The 18,299-nt window shown below is 60.2% G+C and carries 18 protein-coding genes; 10 read left to right on the top strand and 8 right to left on the bottom strand.

Annotated features, from left to right (window positions below; genetic code table 11):
- Nucleotides 1-2: 2 nt before the first annotated feature.
- Complete coding sequence (locus JFT81_RS06020; RefSeq protein ID WP_201226503.1) at nucleotides 3-671, top strand: response regulator transcription factor; 669 nt, start codon at nucleotides 3-5, stop codon at nucleotides 669-671.
- On the top strand, nucleotides 668-1,981 hold the full coding sequence (locus tag JFT81_RS06015; RefSeq protein ID WP_201226502.1) for an ATP-binding protein: 1,314 nt from the start codon (nucleotides 668-670) through the stop codon (nucleotides 1,979-1,981). Before JFT81_RS06020 ends, JFT81_RS06015 begins: the two co-directional genes overlap by 4 nt.
- Nucleotides 1,982-2,113: 132 nt before the next feature.
- Here the strand turns inward: JFT81_RS06015 and JFT81_RS06010 are convergent, their stop codons facing one another.
- Nucleotides 2,114-4,261, bottom strand: a complete 2,148-nt coding sequence (locus JFT81_RS06010; protein ID WP_201226501.1) for a methyl-accepting chemotaxis protein — start codon at nucleotides 4,259-4,261, stop codon at nucleotides 2,114-2,116.
- A 283-nt stretch (nucleotides 4,262-4,544) separates the two neighbouring features.
- Here JFT81_RS06010 and JFT81_RS06005 point away from each other — a divergent pair, with 283 nt between their 5' ends.
- On the top strand, nucleotides 4,545-5,861 hold the full coding sequence (locus JFT81_RS06005) for a Na+/H+ antiporter NhaC family protein (protein WP_201226500.1): 1,317 nt from the start codon (nucleotides 4,545-4,547) through the stop codon (nucleotides 5,859-5,861).
- 9 nt (nucleotides 5,862-5,870) lie between these two features.
- On the opposite strand, the gene JFT81_RS06000 is transcribed toward JFT81_RS06005, so the two are convergent.
- Complete coding sequence (locus JFT81_RS06000; RefSeq protein WP_201226499.1) at nucleotides 5,871-6,386, bottom strand: hypothetical protein; 516 nt, start codon at nucleotides 6,384-6,386, stop codon at nucleotides 5,871-5,873.
- Between the two features lie 122 nt (nucleotides 6,387-6,508).
- Here JFT81_RS06000 and JFT81_RS05995 point away from each other — a divergent pair, with 122 nt between their 5' ends.
- On the top strand, nucleotides 6,509-8,191 hold the full coding sequence (locus JFT81_RS05995; RefSeq protein ID WP_201226498.1) for a methyl-accepting chemotaxis protein: 1,683 nt from the start codon (nucleotides 6,509-6,511) through the stop codon (nucleotides 8,189-8,191).
- Between the two features lie 134 nt (nucleotides 8,192-8,325).
- On the opposite strand, the gene JFT81_RS05990 is transcribed toward JFT81_RS05995, so the two are convergent.
- The gene (locus JFT81_RS05990) at nucleotides 8,326-9,261 is read right to left on the bottom strand and encodes a LysR family transcriptional regulator (protein ID WP_201226497.1); all 936 of its coding nucleotides are present in this window, start codon (nucleotides 9,259-9,261) and stop codon (nucleotides 8,326-8,328) included.
- A 113-nt stretch (nucleotides 9,262-9,374) separates the two neighbouring features.
- On the opposite strand from JFT81_RS05990, the gene JFT81_RS05985 reads away from it, so the two are divergent.
- Complete coding sequence (locus JFT81_RS05985; RefSeq protein WP_201226496.1) at nucleotides 9,375-9,860, top strand: DMT family transporter; 486 nt, start codon at nucleotides 9,375-9,377, stop codon at nucleotides 9,858-9,860.
- A gap of 2 nt (nucleotides 9,861-9,862) precedes the next feature.
- Nucleotides 9,863-10,318, top strand: coding sequence for a DMT family transporter (locus JFT81_RS05980; RefSeq protein ID WP_201226495.1), 456 nt, complete (start codon nucleotides 9,863-9,865; stop codon nucleotides 10,316-10,318).
- 120 nt (nucleotides 10,319-10,438) lie between these two features.
- On the opposite strand, the gene JFT81_RS05975 is transcribed toward JFT81_RS05980, so the two are convergent.
- Nucleotides 10,439-11,698, bottom strand: coding sequence for an IS256 family transposase (locus tag JFT81_RS05975; protein ID WP_201225351.1), 1,260 nt, complete (start codon nucleotides 11,696-11,698; stop codon nucleotides 10,439-10,441).
- 1,165 nt (nucleotides 11,699-12,863) lie between these two features.
- On the opposite strand from JFT81_RS05975, the gene JFT81_RS05970 reads away from it, so the two are divergent.
- Nucleotides 12,864-13,031: a metallothionein gene (locus tag JFT81_RS05970; RefSeq protein WP_201204819.1), complete on the top strand. Its 168-nt coding sequence runs from the start codon at nucleotides 12,864-12,866 to the stop codon at nucleotides 13,029-13,031.
- 23 nt (nucleotides 13,032-13,054) lie between these two features.
- Here JFT81_RS05970 and JFT81_RS05965 read toward each other — a convergent pair whose 3' ends face one another.
- Nucleotides 13,055-13,327: a hypothetical protein gene (locus JFT81_RS05965; protein ID WP_201204818.1), complete on the bottom strand. Its 273-nt coding sequence runs from the start codon at nucleotides 13,325-13,327 to the stop codon at nucleotides 13,055-13,057.
- A 39-nt stretch (nucleotides 13,328-13,366) separates the two neighbouring features.
- A complete protein-coding gene (locus JFT81_RS05960; RefSeq protein WP_034154602.1) occupies nucleotides 13,367-13,594 on the bottom strand; it encodes a DUF6555 family protein in 228 nt (75 codons plus the stop codon).
- 145 nt (nucleotides 13,595-13,739) lie between these two features.
- On the opposite strand from JFT81_RS05960, the gene JFT81_RS05955 reads away from it, so the two are divergent.
- The 3 genes from JFT81_RS05955 (at nucleotide 13,740) to JFT81_RS05945 (ending at nucleotide 15,900) form a co-directional block, all read left to right on the top strand.
- A complete protein-coding gene (locus JFT81_RS05955; RefSeq protein ID WP_201226494.1) occupies nucleotides 13,740-14,504 on the top strand; it encodes a helix-turn-helix transcriptional regulator in 765 nt (254 codons plus the stop codon).
- A gap of 234 nt (nucleotides 14,505-14,738) precedes the next feature.
- Entirely contained in the window at nucleotides 14,739-14,912 is a 174-nt protein-coding gene (locus tag JFT81_RS05950; RefSeq protein ID WP_007969534.1) for a DUF1427 family protein, read from the top strand.
- Nucleotides 14,913-14,943: 31 nt separating this feature from the next.
- Nucleotides 14,944-15,900, top strand: coding sequence for a zinc-binding alcohol dehydrogenase family protein (locus tag JFT81_RS05945; protein WP_201226493.1), 957 nt, complete (start codon nucleotides 14,944-14,946; stop codon nucleotides 15,898-15,900).
- A 143-nt stretch (nucleotides 15,901-16,043) separates the two neighbouring features.
- Here JFT81_RS05945 and JFT81_RS05940 read toward each other — a convergent pair whose 3' ends face one another.
- Both JFT81_RS05940 and JFT81_RS05935 read right to left on the bottom strand, forming a co-directional pair.
- Nucleotides 16,044-17,066 carry a purine nucleoside permease gene (locus tag JFT81_RS05940; RefSeq protein ID WP_201226492.1) on the bottom strand — a complete coding sequence of 341 codons (1,023 nt, stop codon included), beginning with the start codon at nucleotides 17,064-17,066 and terminating at the stop codon, nucleotides 16,044-16,046.
- Nucleotides 17,067-17,081: 15 nt separating this feature from the next.
- Nucleotides 17,082-18,041, bottom strand: coding sequence for a nucleoside-specific channel-forming protein Tsx (locus tag JFT81_RS05935; protein ID WP_201226491.1), 960 nt, complete (start codon nucleotides 18,039-18,041; stop codon nucleotides 17,082-17,084).
- Between the last annotated feature and the right edge of the window lie 258 nt (nucleotides 18,042-18,299).

Genomic DNA, 18,299 nt, shown 5'->3' with positions numbered 1-18,299 from the left:
CGATGCGTTTGCTATTGGTGGAAGACCACGTACCGCTGGCCGACGAATTGCTCGCCGGCCTGCAACGCCAAGGCTATGCGGTCGATTGGCTGGCAGACGGCCGTGATGCGCTGTATCAGGGCAGCAGCGAGCCCTATGACCTGATCATTCTCGACCTCGGACTGCCCGGCGTGCCGGGGCTCGACGTGCTGGCACAGTGGCGTACCGACGGTTTGGCGATCCCGGTGTTGATCCTGACGGCGCGCGATTCATGGGCCGAGCGCATCGAAGGTCTGAAGGCCGGCGCCGACGATTACTTGACCAAGCCGTTTCATCCCGAAGAGTTGTACTTGCGTATCCAGTCGTTGTTGCGCCGCTCCAAGGGGCAGGCCAATCAATCGACGTTGAAGGCCGCTGGCCTGCATCTGGACGAAGGTCGCCAGTGCGTGGTTCGCGACGGCGCCGACATTCAGCTGACCGCCGCTGAATTCCGTCTGCTGCGCTATTTCATGCTGCACCCGGAGCAGATCCTCTCGAAGAGCCACCTCGCCGAACACCTCTACGACGGTGAGACCGAGCGTGATTCCAACGTTCTCGAAGTCCACGTCAATCACCTGCGGCGCAAGCTCGGCAAAAGCGTGATCGAAACCCGTCGCGGCCAGGGCTACCTGTTCGGCGGGCAGGCTTCGTGAGGTCGATCCAGCGCCGCTTGAGCCTGGGATTGATCAGCGTGATGGTGATCGTCGGCCTGGTGCTGGCGCAAACCAGCCTGTGGTTGTTTGAAGTCGGTTTGCAGCGCTATCTCGAAGCCGGTTTGCGCAACGACAGCGAAAGCCTGCTGGTGGCGCTGGTACGTGGCCCGCAAGGTTTGCAGCTGGATGAGCGGCATTTGTCGCCAGCCTACCAGCGGCCGTTTTCCGGGCATTATTTCCGCATCGATTTTGCCGACAGTCACTGGCGTTCCCGATCGCTGTGGGATCAGGATCTGCCGCTGCTGGAACAGGCCGGTTTGCACAGCAATCTGCAATTGGGCCCGGACGGGCAGCAATTGCTGGTGCTGCGTTCGGACTATCGGCGCCTCGGGCAGTCGATTTCAATCAGCGTCGCGCAGGACTACACGCCCGTGCGCGAGAGCTTTCAGCGCATGCGCCAGATCGGTTTGGGCCTCGGCCTGGGCGGGTTGCTGCTGATCCTGTTGTTGCAACGTCTCACCGTGCGTCGCGCGTTGAAACCGCTGGAAAAGGCCCGCGAGCAGATTGCGCAATTGCAGCAAGGCCAGCGCTCGCAACTGGACGAGCAGGTGCCGGTGGAGCTGGAGCCGTTGGTGGCGCAGATCAACCATTTGCTCGCGCACACCGAAGACAGCCTCAAGCGTTCGCGCAATGCGCTGGGCAACCTCGGGCATGCTTTGAAAACGCCGTTGGCGGTGCTGCTTAGCCTGGCGTCCAGTGAAAAACTCGACGCTCATCCCGAGCTGCGCAAGATCCTCAAGGAACAACTGGACCAGGTGCAGCAACGGCTCAATCGCGAGCTGAATCGAGCGCGGCTGTCCGGTGATGCGCTGCCGGGTGCATTGTTCGACTGCGATGCCGAACTGCCGGGATTGCTGGCGACGCTGAACATGATTCATGGCGAACACCTGGCGCTGAGTTACGTCGCGCCGGCAGGTCTGCAATTGCCGTGGGATCGTGAGGATTTGCTGGAGCTTTTGGGCAACCTGCTGGACAACGCCTGCAAGTGGGCTGATGCCGAGGTGCGCTTGAGTGTGATTGAGCGTACGGACGGTTTTGCCCTGAGCGTGGAAGATGACGGCCCGGGGATCCCCGAGGAACAGCGCGCTCAGGTGTTCAGCCGGGGGACGCGGCTGGATGAACAGACCCACGGGCATGGCCTGGGACTGGGGATTGTGCGCGACATCGTCGACACGTGGGGCGGGTTGCTGGTGCTGGGCGAGAGTGAGTGGGGCGGGTTGAAGGTGGTGATCGAACTGCCTAAACGCTGATCAGCCAAACACCACTAACCCCTTGTGGGAGCGAGCCTGCTCGCGAATGCGGTGGGTCAGACACATCATCGTTTACTGACACACCGCTTTCGCGAGCAGGCTCGCTCCCACATTGGGTTTTGCAATGGGCCGTCAGACGCGGAACTGATCCATCAGGCTCTGCTGCTGATTCGCCAGGCTATTGAGCGACTGGCTCACCCGCGCCGATTCATTCGCCTGCCCGGACAACGACTCCGTCACATCACGAATCGTCGCCACGTTGTTGTTGATCTCTTCTGCCACCGCGCTTTGTTCTTCAGCCGCGCTGGCAATCTGCAGGTTCATGTCGCTGATCACCGTCACCGCGTCGCCGATCTGCCGCAGTGCCGTCACCGCTTGGCCAACCTGTTCGACACTGCCTTGTGCCTGGCGATGGCTGTTGTTCATCGAGCCGACCACGTCCTGCGTGCCGCTCTGCAATTGCTCGATCACTTGGCGGGTTTCTTCCACCGACTCTTGCGTGCGGCGGGCGAGGTTGCGCACCTCATCGGCGACGACGGCAAAACCGCGTCCGGCTTCACCGGCACGGGCGGCTTCAATCGCCGCGTTGAGCGCCAGCAGGTTGGTCTGCTCGGCGATGGCGCGGATGGTTTCCAGCACCGTGCCGATTTTCTCGCTGTTGGCGGCCAGGCCTTCGACTTGCACCATGGCCGCGCTCATGTCGGCAGCCAGAGTGTCGATGCTTGCGGTGGTGCGGTCGATCACCGTCAGGCCCTGACGGGTGGCGCGATCAGCGTCCTTGGCGGCTTCGGCTGCCTGGGCGGCGCTGCGTGCAACGTCTTGTGCGGTGGCGCTCATTTCGTGAGAGGCGGTGGCGACTTGATCGACCTGACGGTATTGCTGCTCCATGCCGGCGCTGGTCTGCGTGGCGATCGCCGAGGACTGATCCGCCGTATTGCGTGCGTCCTGCACCGAGCGTTTGACGTCGGCAATGATCGGCTGCAACTTGTCGAGGAAGCGGTTGAACCAGCCGGCCAACTGGCCGAGTTCGTCCTTTTTGTCGTAAGCCAGGCGACGGGTCAGATCACCTTCGCCGCTGGCAATGTCTTCGAGCATGTGCGCCACGCCGAGAATCGGTTTGGTCACACTGCGCGCCATCAGCCACACCAGCAGCAGGCCGATCAGCGCGGCCAGGACGCCGAGGCTCAACTCGATCAGCGTGCCCGAGTTGTTGCTCGCATCCAGTTGCTGCTTGAGCGCTTCGGCGCGCGCCACCAGGACTTTCTCCGGTACATCCAGCAGCACGGCCCACGCCGGGCCACCGGGAATCGGCTGGAACGGCGACAGCACTTTCAACTGGCCATTGCTGTGCAGGCTGCTGACAGTGCTGCTTGCCGCCAGCATGCGCAGCAGTTCGCTGCCGCTGGTCTTGTCCACGGCATCCAGACGCTGGCTGAGTTTGCTCGCATCCGGGCTGTAACCGGCGAGCAGGCCGACGGGGCTGATGATGCTCACGGCGGTCTGGCCGTCATAGAGCTTTTTGCTCGCGCTCTGGCTGATGGCTTGCAGGCTGTTGAGGTTGATGTCGACCGACAGCGAGGCGATGACTTTGCCGTTGACTATCAGCGGGAAAACGATGCTGGTCATCAGCACGTTCTGGCCGTCGATCACATAGAAGTACGGTTCGATCACGCAGGGTTTGAGCGTGGTGCGCGGGCAAGTGAACCAGGCGTTGGCGGCTTGGCCGCTGGGGCCGGTGCTGGTGTCGGCCATGTCGCTTTCCGGCAGGGCCATCGAGGTGACTTTACCCGGGGTCGGTTGCGACCAGTACAGGGCGAAACGGCCCTTGTCGTTGCTGCCCAGTTCAGCTTGGCCGGCGAACAGTTCGTCCTTGCCGTCCAGTGCGTTGGCTTCGAACACCAGCGACAGACCGAGCAGATCCGGGTTGGCTTGCAGGGCGGATTTGACCTGACGGGTCATGTCTTCGCGCAGGTCGAAAGCGTCGAGGAAGCGCTTTTCAGCCTGCTCGCGGAGGAACAGTACCTGACGCGAGAAGCCATGGCCGTATTGATAGGCGTCCATGAACTGCTGGCGAATGCCGGCGGCCTGCACTTCACCTTGAGATTCGATGCGCGCCTGGGCCGATTCGGTGAGCATCTCCATGCTGGAGGCCTTCACCAGCTCGGAACTGTGCTCCATGCGATACAGCGAAAGACCCACCAACAGGGTCACGATACCGGCCAGGCAGAGGCCGGCGAGCAGGGTGATTTTCCATTGGATGGAAAGTTGTCTGAGCGACATGGAGACGTCCTTATTCGATAAATATCTGAGACTTTGCACTGTAACGGCCGCGTTTCGGCTTTCTTTATGCTGGAAACACAATATGGCGAATTGCCGCATGTTGTGGCCACAGAGATTGTGCCTGGCCCTGGATGGTGGGCAGTTGTTTTGACAGCGGCGCCACTCTGCGGCACAGTGCGCGCCCTTCTAATAAGACCCTCTTTGCAAATCCGCCGGTACTCCGTTGGCGGACTCATCCTGTCTGGCGGTGATTTTTCCACCGCAGTGTTTTTGAGGTAGTGAAATGAATGCAGTCATTGCAGCAGTCGGCGTCATGCTGATTCTCAGCCTGTCCCGCGTGCATGTGGTGATCGCCTTGATCGTCGGCGCGCTGGTCGGCGGCCTGACCGGTGGTCTGGGCATCGATGCCACGCTCAAGGCGTTCAACAGCGGCCTGGGTGGCGGCGCGACGGTGGCGTTGTCCTACGCGCTGCTCGGCGCTTTCGCCGTGGCGATTGCCAAATCCGGCCTGGCTCATGCGTTGGCCGACAAGGCATTGGCGATGGTCGACCGGCAACATGCGACGGGCGGCGGCAGTGTCAAATGGCTGCTGATCGGTCTGTTGTGGGTGGTGGCGATTGCTTCGCAGAACATCCTGCCGATCCATATCGCGTTCATTCCGCTGCTGGTACCGCCACTTCTATATGTACTGACCAAGCTGCAACTCGACCGCCGGCTGATTGCCTGCGTCATGACTTTCGGCCTGATCACCCCGTACATGTTTCTGCCGGTCGGCTTCGGCAATATTTTCCTCAATGAAATCCTCTTGGCCAACGTTGCGCGCAGCGGCGTCGACATCAGCGGTATCAATGTCACTCACGCCATGGGCATTCCGGCGTTGGGCATGGTCTTCGGCCTGGCAATGGCGTTCATCAGCTACCGCAAGAAGCGTGTCTATGACCTGGCGAAAATCGAGCAGGTCGAGCAGGTCGCGGTGCAATACAACCCGCTGAGCCTGATGATTGCCGGTGTGGCGATTGCCTCGGCGTTCATCGTGCAACTGTTGCTGGACTCGATGATTATCGGTGCGCTGGTGGGCTTTCTGATCTTTTCGGTGTCCGGCATCGTCAAGTGGCGCGAGACCGATGATCTGTTCACCGAAGGCATGAAAATGATGGCGATGATCGGTTTCATCATGATCGCCGCCTCCGGTTTTGCCGAAGTGATGAAGGCCACCGGGGAAGTGCAGACGCTGGTTGAGTCCTCGGCGTCGTGGATCAATCACAGCAAGGGCATCGGCGCGCTGTTGATGTTGCTGGTCGGGCTGTTGGTGACCATGGGCATCGGTTCGTCGTTTTCCACCGTGCCGATTCTGGCGGCGATTTTCGTCCCGCTGTGTGTGCAGCTGGGCTTCAGCCCGTTGGCGATTGTGTGCATTGTCGGCACGGCCGGTGCGTTGGGTGACGCCGGTTCGCCAGCGTCGGATTCGACGCTCGGCCCGACGTCCGGCCTGAACATCGACGGTCAGCATCACCACATCTGGGACACCGTGGTGCCAACGTTCCTGCATTACAACCTGCCACTGCTGGCGTTCGGCTGGGTGGCCGCCATGGTCCTCTAACACCACCGATCACTTGTAGGAGCATGGCTTGCCAGCGAAGGTGTCAACGAGATCGCCTTCGCCGGCAAGCCGCGCTCCTACAGTTCGTTGGCTGCTGGTTTGCAGGTTTGTCGGGGCGATGGCGTTGAGCCTGCCCTTGTAGGAGCATGGCTTGCCAGCGAAGGCGTCAGTGCGACCGCCTTCGCCGGCGAGCCGCGCTCCTACAGTTCGTTGGCTGCTGGTTTGCAGGTTTGTCGGGGCGATGGCGTTGAGCCTGCCCTTGTAGGAGCATGGCTTGCCAGCGAAGGCGTCAGTGCGATCGCCTTCGCCGGCAAGCCGTGCTCCTACAGTTCGTTGGCTGCTGGTTTGCAGGTTTGTCGGGGCGATAGCGTTGAGCCTGCCCTTGTAGGAGCATGGCTTGCCAGCGAAAGCGTCAGTGCGACCGCCTTCGCCGGCAAGCCGCGCTCCTACAGTTTGTTGGCTGCTGGTTTGCAGGTTTGCAGGTTTGTCGGGGCGATGGCGTTGAGCCTGCCCTTGTAGGCGCATGGCTTGCCAGCGAAGACGTCAGTGCGACCGCCTTCGCCGGCAAGCCGTGCTCCTACAGTTTTGGTTTTGCGTGCCGTTAAAGCCTTTAACCACGCCAATAAAACCAAAAGAGTGAGCACCCCATGCGCCTGAGCCTCAAGGCTAAAGTCCTGTCCCTCGCCGTTCTCCCGGTATTGCTCTTTGCGCTGGTCATTAGCCTGACCACGCTGTTCATCCTGCAGGAACAGGCACACAAAGAGGTCGAGCAGACCCGCGAGCGGCTGCTGGCCGACGCCAAAGCCACCCTGCAAAGTTACGTCGCCGTGGCCATGACCACGATCAAACCGCTATATGACGCAGCCGCCCCAGGCGATGACGCCGCGCGGGCGCAGGCGATCAAATTGCTCTCGGGCATTCGTTACGGCAAGGACGGCTACTTCTTCGGTTACGACTCCGAGACCGTGCGCCTGTTCAAGGCCAACGACCCCGAAGGCGTGGGCAAAAGCTTCAAGGACAACCGCGACCCGAACGGCGTCTACGTCAACCAGGGTCTGGTGAAAGTGGCGAAGGACGGCACTCACTATCTGCAATACAGCTCGCCGCTGCCAGGCAACGCGCAGGTGCTGGTGCCGAAACTGGGTTACACCGAATACCTGGCGAAGTGGGACATGGCGGTCGGTACTTCGGTCAATCTCGACGGCATCGAAGCGCAAGTGGCGCTGGTCCAGACCCAGGTTCAAGAGCGCATGGAAGGCGTGATCCTCAGCATCGTCGGCGTGGCCGTGGTGGTGCTGTTGGTGATCGCGGCAGCGGGGATGCTGCTGGCCAATACCATTTTGCGTCCGTTGACCCTGATGAAAGCCAATCTCGACGATATCGCCGCAGGCGAGGGCGACCTGACCCGCCGCTTGAACATCACCAGCCAGGACGAACTCGGCGAACTGGCCGGCTCGTTCAACCGCTTCGTCGACAAGATTCATGGCCTGGTGCGGCAGATCACCGAGATGACCACGCAGTTGACCGGGCTGGTCACGCAAGTGTCCGATCAGGCCCAGCGTTCCGATCAGGCGATGGAGCGTCAGCGCCACGAAACCGATCAGGTGGCCACGGCGATCAACGAAATGTCCGCCGCCGCGCAAGAAGTTGCCAAGAGCGCACAGAACGCCGCCGTCGCCGCCCAGCAGACTGATGAAGAAGGCCAGAGTGCCAAGCGCGTGGTCGCTGGCAGCATCAAACAGATTCATGCATTGGTCGATGACATCCGCAGCAGCGGTGTGTCCCTCGACAGCTTGCAGCAGGACGTTTCGTCGATTGTCGGCGTGCTCGGCGTTATTCGGTCGATTGCCGAACAGACCAACCTGTTGGCGCTGAACGCAGCGATTGAAGCGGCGCGGGCCGGGGAGGCCGGGCGCGGTTTTGCGGTGGTGGCCGATGAGGTGCGGGCGCTGGCCAGTCGTACGCAGGTCAGCACTCAGGAAATTCAGGGGATGATTGATCGCTTGCAGGCGGGCACGCAGTCGGCGGTCGAGGCGATGCGTCGGTCCAGCGAGGCGGGCGATGGCACTTCGCAGCAGGCCAATCAGGCCGGGGCTTCGCTGGATGCTATGGCGTCACTGATTGCGACGATCAATTCGATGAACGCGCAGATTGCCAGTGCGGCGGAGGAGCAGACCGCCGTGGCCGAGGAGATCAACCGCAGCGTGCATCAGATTGCGGTGGCGGTGGATAACGTCGCCGATGAAACGCAGTTGGGCGCGCAGACCTCGCGCAGTCTGGCCGATCTTGGCCAGCGTCTGGGCAAACTCGTAGGCCAGTTCCGCATCTGATGCGATTTGCAGCCCGCAACACAACCCTGTGGGAGCGAGCCTGCTCGCGAAAGCTGTGTGTGTGCCGCCAATGTGATATCAGGCATAGCGCATTCGCGAGCAGGCTCGCTCCCACATTTGGATTTGTGGGCGATTTACGGTCTGTCCCAGTAGGGAATTTCGCCGAAGCATTCGATGAAGAAGTCGATCACCGTGCGCACCTTCACCGACAGCCGCCGACTCCCGGGCCACAGCACCGCAATCTGCTGCGGCTCCAGGCTGTTCGACACCTGATACTCCCTTAACACCGGCACCAGCGTGCCTTCGCGCACCGCTTCGCCAATCAACCACGACGGAAACATCACCAACCCCAGGCCTTGCACGGCGGCTTGCGTCAGGGTGTCGGCGTGGTTGCCGGTGATCGGGCCTTTGACCGAGTAGGGCGTCCAGTCCTCGCCATCGCGGCGGAAAAACCAGCGCTGCTGGCCGGTTGCGCCTTTGTAGGCGAGGCATTGGTGTTGCGCCAGATCCTCAGGCTGTTGCGGTGTGCCGTGGCGCTTGAGATACGCCGGGCTGGCCGCTACCTGAAAGCGGTGCGGCGCCAGAATCCGCGCCTGCATGCTCGAATCGTGCAGCGGGCCGATGCGAAACAGCAGATCGGCGCCTTCCTGTAGCGGGTCGACGTAGTGGTCGGTCTGCTGGATATCCAGTTGCAGCTTCGGGTAACGCGCGCACAACTCGCCGAGCCACGGCGTCAGATGCCGCTGACCGAACACCACCGGGGCGTTGATGCGCACCAGGCCGGTGGGTTCGCTTTGTTGTTCCTGTAACGCTTGTTCAGCCTCTTCCAATTGCACCAGCAGCAATCGCGCATGGTAACCGAGCATGCGCCCGGCCTCGGTCGGCGTCACGGCGCGGGTGTGGCGATAGAGCAATTGCTGGTTCAGCGCCTGCTCCATCAACTGGATCTGCCGGGAAATCGACGAGGGCGCTACGCCTTCGCGGCGGGCGACCTCGGAAAAACTGCCGTGGTCGAGCACTGCGACAAACAGCCGTAGCGCCTTGAATCCGAGTTCGTTAAGCCCGTGCATGCTGAATCCTGCTGTGCGTTTTGCGCAAAAGTGTTGTCCGGATGCTCCCATTTATCGCAAAGCGGCGCCAGCCGATAATTCGCGCCATCGTTTATTGGGCTGAAAGGTTGTTTATGCAGACGTTGGATGAAGTAGATGTAACGCCGCCGGTGGCCAAGCCCGGGTTGCGTTTGTTGTTGCTGCCGTTGGTGATTCTGGCGGGCATGGGCTTGTCGATAGAGGCGGGGTTGCTCGGGCCGTTGGGTGAGCAGGTCGGGCATCTGTGGGCGACGTTGAGCATTTTCGGTGTGGGTTCGGCGATTCTGTTTTTGCTGCTGTTGTTCAGCGGTCCTCAACCAGGGCCAGCGTTGAACACATTGCCGCGCTGGCAGTTGATCGGTGGTGTTCTCGGGCCGATCTACGTGGTGGTGCTGACGCTGGCGACCCCGCACATCGGTATCGCCATGACCATGATCGCGATTCTCTCCGGGCAGGTTGGCAAGAGTGTGTTGATCGATCACTTCGGCTGGTTCGGCGCGGCGCGCAAGAAGGTCAACGGGGAGCGCTGGCTGGCGCTGCTGCTGATTGTTGCGGCACTTGTCTTGATTGCTCGGGGTTGATGATGAATCTGATTATTTTGTTGGCAGTGGTGGTCGCGGCAGGCGCGGTGTTGAGTGTTCAGGCTGCGATCAATGGACGTCTGGGTGAAACAGTAGGGGTATTGCGCAGCAGTTTGCTGACGTTTGCCGTGGGCGCGTTGGTTACCGGGTTGCTGATTGTTTTTTTCGAACCAGCCCACGCGGTGGGTTTGCTCGACGTGCCGAAATGGCAACTCAGTGGCGCGTTGTTCGGTGTGGTCTACATGATCGTGATGGTTGGCGCAGTGCCACGGATCGGCACGGCGGTGGCGACGGTTGCGGTGATTGTCGGGCAGTTGGGGATGGGGATGCTGATTGATAATTTTGGCTGGTTGGGGAATCCGGCTATCGAGCTTTCTTCGAGTCGGGTTTTGGCGATGGTGTGTTTGGGGTTGGCTTTGGTGTTTATGTATCGCAGTAGTGTGCGTCGGGTTGAGTGATTTTTTGGGGTGAATATCCGTTGCTGCGGTGATGGCTTATTACGGTTTCGCCCTTACGGGAGAGTGTCAGATTTTTTGTGTGCGGGCCGTTAATGGCCTGCCGTCAGGCAGGCCTTCATTTCACCAGTTAGACCTGATGAATCGGTCCCCGTACAAAACCGCAAATTGATTCATAGCGTTTTTCCAGTCATGGGCGGCGCTTCCCCAGTTGGCGGTGATGTTTTGCAGTGCCAGCCAGATCAGTTTCGTCGCGGCTTCGTCGGTTGGAAAGTGACCTCTTGTCTTGATGATCTTGCGCAGCTGCGAGTTGATACTCTCGATGGCATTGGTGGTGTAGATCACCTTTCGTATGGCTGGCGGGAACACAAAGAACGGGATAACTCGATCCCAAGCGCGTCGCCAGGCTGCAACCACCGTTGGATATTGCTTGCCCCAAGGCCCCGATTCGAAGGCATCCAGAGCTTGCTCGGCGACTTCGGCGTTGAGTGCTTGATAAATCGGTTTCAGGGCCTTGGCCAGTTCGCGACGCTTGTCCCATGCCGCGTAATCAAGGCTGTTGCGGATCAGGTGAACGATGCATGTCTGCAACGCTGTCTGAGGAAACACTGCACTCAAGGCTTCAGGCATGCCTTTGAGACCATCCGTTACCGCAATCAGGACATCTTCGACACCTCGGGTTTTAAGGTCGTTGAAGACTTTCATCCAGAACTTGGCGCCCTCTGTGTTCTCAATCCAGATGCCCAGAATGTCGCGGGTGCCGTCCGGAAGTACGCCCAGAGCCAGGTAAATCGCTTTGTTGCGAACCACGCCTTCATCACGGATTTTAACCCGCAGCGCATCAAAGAAAATGACCGGGTACATGGGCTCGAGGGGCCGTTGTTGCCACGTACTGACTTCCTCCAGAACAGCGTCGGTAACGGTGCTGATGAAGTCATGGGAGACATCTGTTGCGTACTGTTCCGAGAGAAATGCACGAATCTCACGAACGCTCATGCCGCGGGCATACATGGCAATGATCTTGTCATCAAAGCCTGTAAAACGCCGCTCGTGTTTGGGGATCAAAATCGGAGAAAAGCTGCCGTCACGGTCTCTGGGAATATCCAGACGCAACGGGCCGTCATCGGTCAGCACGGTTTTGCCGCTCTTGCCGTTACGCTGGTTACTCGAATCCTCAGGGCGCTCCGCGCCCTGAGGATAGCCAAGGTGAAGTCCCAACTCGGCACCAAGGGCTCTTTCGATAAGCGCCTTTTTGAACGCCATCGCGGCATCCTGAATCGCTTCGGCACTCATCGTCTCGCTGAGGAACTGGTCGATCAGCTCTTTTGGAATGGACGGAAGGTCACGCTTGGCCTCACGGGCCGGTTTCTTTTTGGTTGGCATACATGCACCTCTGCAGCATGTTATGCCCGAACACAAAATTTATGACACTCCCCCTTACGGCGACTCACTTTTTTACAAGCGCCTAAAAAAGTAAGCAAAAAACGCTTGCTCCTACGTGCGGCCCGCTCGCTGGGGCTCGGGGTTCCTTCGCTCCGGGATCGATCCGGGCGCAGCGCCTACGGTTTGCTGCGCTGCACCTCCTCTCGTTGTGTTTGGCTGCGCCAAACGGTCGCTGCGCTCCCACACCCGGATCAATCCCTCCACTCAGCCTGCCGACGTCGCCCGTGGATCAGGATCAAAAGCAGGCGAGCTGACACTCGGCCTATTGAGTGGTGAAGAGCACGGGTATTCGGCTTTGGATTTGCGGTGGATTTGCCCCTCATCGGAACGCCGCCCGCCCAGCCCTCTCCCACCGGGAGAGGGCTAGGGTGAGGGGCTCTTGATCTTCAGCCCCTTCGGCAGGCCGAGCGAAGGTGTTCATCCGGGGATTAGGCGCGCAGCGCCGTGCGGCGTAGCCGCACACATCGAGAGGAGGTGCAGCGCAGCAAACCGTAGGCGATGCCCCCGGATGGGCACCGTAGCGAGGGAACACTGAGCCTCAGCGAAGTGCCGTACGCCGGGGCCAAGCCTTTTGGGTTACCTTTTCGGCGTTTGGAAAAGGTGACTCGCTGTAAGAGCGAAACCGCCAGCGGCAGCTCCCGAAAAAAAGGATATGCCCCCAACCCACCAACCCCAAAGACAAAAAAAATCAAAAGATCGCAGCCTTCGGCAGCTCCTACATTGGTTCTCACGGCTTACCCGCCAAGTCCCTCAGCTGCCAAAGCCCGCGATTTTTGATCTGGCGCTGGCTCTTGACGTTGCTTCTGATTTTTTGCCCCTTCGGCAGGCCGAGCGGATGGGCACCGTAGCGAGGGAACACTGAGCCTCAGCGAAGTGCCGTACGCCGGGGCCAAGCCTTTTGGGTTACCTTTTCGGCGTTTGGAAAAGGTGACTCGCTGTAAGAGCGAAACCGCCAGCGGCAGCGCCCGAAAAAACGGATATGCCCCCAACCCACCAACCCCAAATACAAACAAATCAAAAGATCGCAGCCTTCGGCAGCTCCTACACTGGTTATCACGGCTTGCCCGCCAAGCCCCAGACAACCACCCAAAAAGGAGTCTGTCCCATGTCTGATAAAAAATGCGATTGCCCCGGCTGTAAATGCACCATCAAGGAAGGCGATCATTCCTACGCTGTGCACGGCAAACACTACTGCTGCGAAGCCTGCGCTCACCACCACAAGAGTGGCGAAGAGTGCTCAAGCAAGGGCTGCCATTGCGCGCATCCCAAATAAACACAGCCCAAAAAAAGTGGAGCCTAATCAGGCTCCACTTCCAGTTTCAGACTTTCATCATCCATTCGCTCGGTATGGCGCACCGTGCCCTGCAGTCGTCGACCTTCAACCCGGACCACCACGGTTTTCGCCTGGTCCAGATTTTCGGGTAACGGCGCCGGGACCCTCAGGGCGAAGCAAAAGGGATCAGCGTCGACCGCCTCCAGCCCAACCCGACACTCCACGCTTTTGGTAATACGCCCGAACAGCGTATCGAGGCCATATTCCAGATGCGCCGGACTGTTGATGGTGCTCATGGTGCATTCCCCCGAATGATCGCAATCGCCAGGCTGAGCTTAGCTGGTCGGTCGCCACACGACGTTTTCCACGCCGAATTTTTCCGCCATCGGCTTGCTGGTCTTTTGCACCTTTTCCCGACCAAAGCGAGGGATGCGACCGACGCCGGCGTCGCAACTCGCCCAGTGCCACGCCTCGGCGTTGTCCATTTTGTCCGAGCGGATAATGAACGACTTGGGCGTGCCGTGAAGGGTGTAATCGATGACATAGAGTTTTGCGTTGTTCATAAAGCCCGTATTCCTCCCTGTGGTAATAGAAGGATCGCGGCGCGCGTGGAAAATTCACTCGGATTGTCCGACGGTTTCTACCGTTGGCGGCGAAATGACTGACTCGTTACCATGGCGCTTCTGCCAACCCCAATGAATACTCGCCATGGCCCTTGCCGTCCCGCCCGATCTGAGTGACACCGATGTGCCTGTGCAACCGCTGGCGCGCACCTATCCGCGTGGGCTGTTCATCGAGCCGCATGAGCATGTCTGGGGCCAGTTGCTGTATGCGATGAGCGGGGTGATGTGGGTCGAAACCCCGCATGAGGCGCTGGTGGTACCGCCGCAACGGGCGGTGTGGTTGCCGCCGGGTGTCCCGCACGGAATTCGGGTGGTGTCGGATTTGCAGATGCGCAATATCTACCTGCGCCCGGCGTTGGCGGCGACGCTGGATGAGACGGTGCAGGTGATCGAAGTCGGCGGTCTGCTGCGTGAGCTGATCGTCGGGCTGGTGGAGCAGGGCGACAATGGTGCGCCGGAGTATTACGAAGCGTTGGTCGGGCTGGCGCTGCTCGAGTTGAAACGCGCACGGCGTTCGCAGTTGAAAATCCCGATGCCGGACGATTCCGATCGTCGCCTGATGAATCTGTGTCAGGCCGTGATGGCAGCGCCTTCGCTGGCTATTCCTTTCGAACAGCACGCGGAAAACGCGGGGGCCAGCGTGCGTACGCTGGCGCGGCTGTTCAAGGACAGCCTCGGCATGGGCTTCGCCGAGTGGCGGCGCCAGGTGCAACTAGCGACCGCGGTGGCGGAGTTGATTCAGGGGGTAGCGGTGAGTGTGATTGCCCGTGAGCTGGGTTATTCGCCGAGCAGTTTCAGCGACATGTTTCGCCGCGAACTCGGCGTCGCCCCGTCGCAATTCACTCTGTAACGACGCTATTTCCTCAACCTGCACCGAACCTGTGGGAGCTGGCTTGCCAGCGATGGCGTCCACACATCCAGCACCTTCGTAACAGACATACCGCTTTCGCTGGCAAGCCAGCTCCCACAGGATCTTTCGGTCATATCGGTGGGTTTGGCCGAAATTCAGAAGTCCTTGGCCGATGCCGCTCCCGCCGATTCCCTAGACTCTGCCCATTCCTTTCAACGGGCGGAGTTCCTCCCCATGAACTACCTGATTTCACTGGCCATCGGCCTTGGCGTCGGCCTGCTCTACGGCGCGCTGGATTTCCGTTCGCCCGCGCCTCCGGCCATCGCGCTGGTCGGTCTGCTGGGGATGTTGGCCGGTGAGCAATTGTGGCCGATGGGCCGGCAACTGGTCGCGGGCTGGCTGTCCTGAGTTTCCTTTTTTCCATTCGGTGGAGGTGTCCATGAAAGCACTGCAATTCGATAAAACCGGCGACCTGTCTTCCTTGCGCTTCGTCGAAGTGCCAACCCCGGTGCCCGGCGCCACTGAAGTGTTGGTGCAAATCAAGGCTGCCGGGCTCAACCCCAGCGACGTCAAAAACGTCCTCGGCCGTTTCCCTTACACCACGCTGCCGCGTATTCCCGGACGGGATTTTGCCGGGGTGGTGGTCGATGGCCCACAGGCACTGATCGGTCAGGAAGTCTGGGGCACTGGCCGTGAGCTGGGCTTTTTCGCCGATGGCTCTCATGCCGAATTCGTCAAACTGCCGGCCAATGGCGTGGCGCCCAAACCGACGCACTTGAGCTTCGCCCAAGCGGCCAGCCTCGGTGTTCCTTACACCACCGCGTGGGATGCGTTGGAGCGCAGCCTTGTGAATCGCGAAACCCGTTTGCTGGTGATCGGTGGCGGGGCGGTGGCCACGGCAGCATTGGCATTAGCGAAGGTTCGCGGCGCGCAGTTGCTGGCAGCGGCGCGTCGACCGGAGCAGGTGAAGGATTTGCAGGCGCTGGGGTATCAGACGATTCAACTGGATAAACCCGAAGACCTCGGCGCGCAGGTCAACGCGGTGTATCGCGGCGGCACCGATGTGATTTTCGATACCACCGGTTTCTGGCTGCCGGCCTCGGTGGCGGCATTGGCCACGTTCGGTCGCATCGCGATCATCGCTGCGCCGGTAGACGGTCATGTGCAGTTGCCCGCGCTGGCGTTGTACCGCAAGGGCGGCTCGGTGGTCGGGATCAACTCGCTGCTGTACGGCGTTGCAGACTGCGCGGCGATGCTCGAGCAGTTCGGCAAATTCTTCGATGAAGACTTGCTGCCGTTGCCGCAAGGGTTGGTCGAGGCGCCGTTGGCTGAGGGCCTGGCGCGCTACGCCGACGTCAACCAGGGCAGCGGCGACAAAGTCATCCTCATCCCCTGACGCTTCCTCTGACAACGCAAACCCTGTAGGAGCCGAGCTTGCTCGCGAAAGCGCCAGGTCAGTCGATAAGTGTTTTGACTGGATTGACGTCTTCGCGGGCAAGCCTTGCTCCTGCAAATGTTTGGGGCGTGCGATTTTGATTTTCACGGGGTGGGGACGCCGTTTTCCCATGCCGACCAGTGCTTGAGGATGTCCTGCACCAGCGGATTGCCCGCGCGATAGAGGTTTTCCAGCGCCGGCACGAATCCGCCCTGATCGGCGTACTTGAGCAGGTTGTTCACTTCACTCCCGCCCGGTTCTGGACGGTCGAAATCGGAACCGGCCCGCACCACGGCCAAGCGTTGCACATCCACCAGACCTTCGCGGCTGGCGCGCAGCAGCGCTTCATAGGTCGAGTTGTCTTCCTGTTGCGTCGTGCAGTATTCGCCTTTGTTGTCGGTCAACAGTTTGGTCCAGACCTCGGCCCGTTCGCTCAGGCGCGTGCCCGAGAACCAGGTGTTGCCCGCCAGCGTGTCGCAACGGGTGACCACGGGCGGCTGATTAGCCGGTGCAGAGGGATATTTAAGGCGCCATGCGGCCGATTCCTTGCTCTCGCTGAGTTCGACTTTGTGGCTGAGGGCGAACGCTTTGGCTTGCAGTTTCGGGTTGAGTTCGAAGACTTCGGTCTTGTAGTCCAGCGGCGGTTTCTCGTTCGGGCCCTGGGTGTTGATGCCCAGGTAACCGGTCGGCCAGCTCGACGGCACATCGCGTGAATCGATCTCCCACTGCGTACCGAATTCCACCAGGTAATGCGCCCATGCGGCGGTGCCGATGGTGCCGTGTTTGGGGCTGATCCCGGCGATGCCGGCTATCAGGAAGTAGCTTTTACGCAGGTCGAATTTCGGCGACAGGGCCAGCGCCAGGGTCGAGGCGGCAGCATTGGTCTGGCCCATGCCGGTGGTCAGCAGGCACACCTGCCGGGCATTGCAACGGATGCTCGGGTATTCGGCGGAAAGACCCGGCACGCGGATTTCCTGCTTCAATTCGAGGCGATCAATCCAGTGCTGCGCCTCGGGAGCGAACATGGTGATCAGCACGACTTTCGGTTGAATCGGTGCTTCGCTCGCCCAAACGCTGGAAGAGAGCAGGGCTGCACCGGCCAGGGTGAGACGCGTCATTGCTTGCATGAAACCTCCTGAAGATCAGAACTGATAACCGACGCCGGCGTAGTAACCCCAGCCATTGGAGCGCGCGCGGAAATTACCGTCGCCGAAGTTCAGCTCGCTGCCGTCCTCCCAGTTGCCGCCGTTGTGGAAATAACGCCCGACCAGGGTGAAGCGCAAGTGGGTGAACGAGTACAGCAACACGTTGGTCGCCACGGTCGCGTTGGCGGTGCGCGCCGGGTTGTCCTTGTGGATGTCCGAGCCGAAATCGAAGTTGGTGAAGCCAATGTAGGTCAGCGACGCGCCGTTGCTGAATTTGTCGATCGGCACGATGTATTTGAGCTGGGCGCGGTAGCCATCCCACGAATATTCATTGCTCGCGCCGTAGTTTTCCCATTGGTAGCGCCCGTACAGGTTGGCCGACAGGTTGACCCGTGAATGGGTGTCGATGTCGGTGCCGAAACCGCTGTAGAGCGTGTTGGCGCGGTTTTCCTTGCGGCTGCCGTGGTCATAGATCCAGTCGAACGCGACGTACCATTCCTTGAACGGGCCGATAGCCAGGCTGCGGCCGGCGAGGTAGTCGATGGAGATGCGCGGTTCGTGTTCCATGAACACCGGTGAGCCGTGATCCCACACGCCTTTATCGTGGCTGTTGCCGATGTTGAAGATCTTCGGAATGTCGACGTAACCGTACAGTTCGAACGGGCCCTTGCGGCCGAAGTATTCGTACTCCAGGTAGATATCGTCGGACGGTTGCGGGCCGAAACTGATGTCTTTGCTGCCGATCAACATCAGGTCCTGGTTGTACCAGTCCGACAGGTACGCGCCTTTTTTCGGTGGGCTGGCTTCCGGGCTGAGGGCTTCACCCTGGGCGGATTCTTCCGGCAACGCGGGCTGGGCGAAAGCGCTGTGGCTGAGAAGTCCGGTAACGCCGGTCAGTAGCAAGGAAACAGCAAACGTGCGCGCAAAAGGTGCGCGAAAGAGGGTTGCGGCGTGCATTCAAAGTCCTTTTTTGCGGATCGAGGCCCGGATTCTGCGGACCTGTAGGGGTTTGTCGGGAAAATGCCGGGATTGACGGTTCGCAAACGTTTGCACAAGCCGTACCAATGTTTTCAATATCTCTGATATTTCGTCGATTTCAACGGTTTTTCTGACAGAACGATCACATTTTTCAAAGCGCAAAAATGCCGGAGGGTATGACTCCTGTGGCGAGGGGATTTATCCCCGGTGGGGCGCGTAGCGGCCCCTGAAAGCGGG

Source organism: Pseudomonas sp. TH43 (assembly GCF_016650635.1).
GTDB lineage: Bacteria > Pseudomonadota > Gammaproteobacteria > Pseudomonadales > Pseudomonadaceae > Aquipseudomonas.
This window is presented reverse-complemented; position numbering and strand designations above follow the sequence as displayed.

Bases quoted from the DNA above. Each gene is read 5' to 3' on its own strand.
- JFT81_RS06020 (WP_201226503.1), top strand. From the start codon at position 3: ATGCGTTTGCTATTGGTGGAAGACCACGTACCGCTGGCCGACGAATTG.
- JFT81_RS06010 (WP_201226501.1), bottom strand. From the start codon at position 4,261: ATGTCGCTCAGACAACTTTCCATCCAATGGAAAATCACCCTGCTCGCC.
- JFT81_RS06005 (WP_201226500.1), top strand. From the start codon at position 4,545: ATGAATGCAGTCATTGCAGCAGTCGGCGTCATGCTGATTCTCAGCCTG.
- JFT81_RS06000 (WP_201226499.1), bottom strand. From the start codon at position 6,386: ATGCGCCTACAAGGGCAGGCTCAACGCCATCGCCCCGACAAACCTGCA.
- JFT81_RS05995 (WP_201226498.1), top strand. From the start codon at position 6,509: ATGCGCCTGAGCCTCAAGGCTAAAGTCCTGTCCCTCGCCGTTCTCCCG.
- JFT81_RS05990 (WP_201226497.1), bottom strand. From the start codon at position 9,261: ATGCACGGGCTTAACGAACTCGGATTCAAGGCGCTACGGCTGTTTGTC.
- JFT81_RS05985 (WP_201226496.1), top strand. From the start codon at position 9,375: ATGCAGACGTTGGATGAAGTAGATGTAACGCCGCCGGTGGCCAAGCCC.
- JFT81_RS05980 (WP_201226495.1), top strand. From the start codon at position 9,863: ATGAATCTGATTATTTTGTTGGCAGTGGTGGTCGCGGCAGGCGCGGTG.
- JFT81_RS05975 (WP_201225351.1), bottom strand. From the start codon at position 11,698: ATGCCAACCAAAAAGAAACCGGCCCGTGAGGCCAAGCGTGACCTTCCG.
- JFT81_RS05970 (WP_201204819.1), top strand. From the start codon at position 12,864: ATGTCTGATAAAAAATGCGATTGCCCCGGCTGTAAATGCACCATCAAG.
- JFT81_RS05965 (WP_201204818.1), bottom strand. From the start codon at position 13,327: ATGAGCACCATCAACAGTCCGGCGCATCTGGAATATGGCCTCGATACG.
- JFT81_RS05960 (WP_034154602.1), bottom strand. From the start codon at position 13,594: ATGAACAACGCAAAACTCTATGTCATCGATTACACCCTTCACGGCACG.
- JFT81_RS05955 (WP_201226494.1), top strand. From the start codon at position 13,740: ATGGCCCTTGCCGTCCCGCCCGATCTGAGTGACACCGATGTGCCTGTG.
- JFT81_RS05950 (WP_007969534.1), top strand. From the start codon at position 14,739: ATGAACTACCTGATTTCACTGGCCATCGGCCTTGGCGTCGGCCTGCTC.
- JFT81_RS05945 (WP_201226493.1), top strand. From the start codon at position 14,944: ATGAAAGCACTGCAATTCGATAAAACCGGCGACCTGTCTTCCTTGCGC.
- JFT81_RS05940 (WP_201226492.1), bottom strand. From the start codon at position 17,066: ATGCAAGCAATGACGCGTCTCACCCTGGCCGGTGCAGCCCTGCTCTCT.
- JFT81_RS05935 (WP_201226491.1), bottom strand. From the start codon at position 18,041: ATGCACGCCGCAACCCTCTTTCGCGCACCTTTTGCGCGCACGTTTGCT.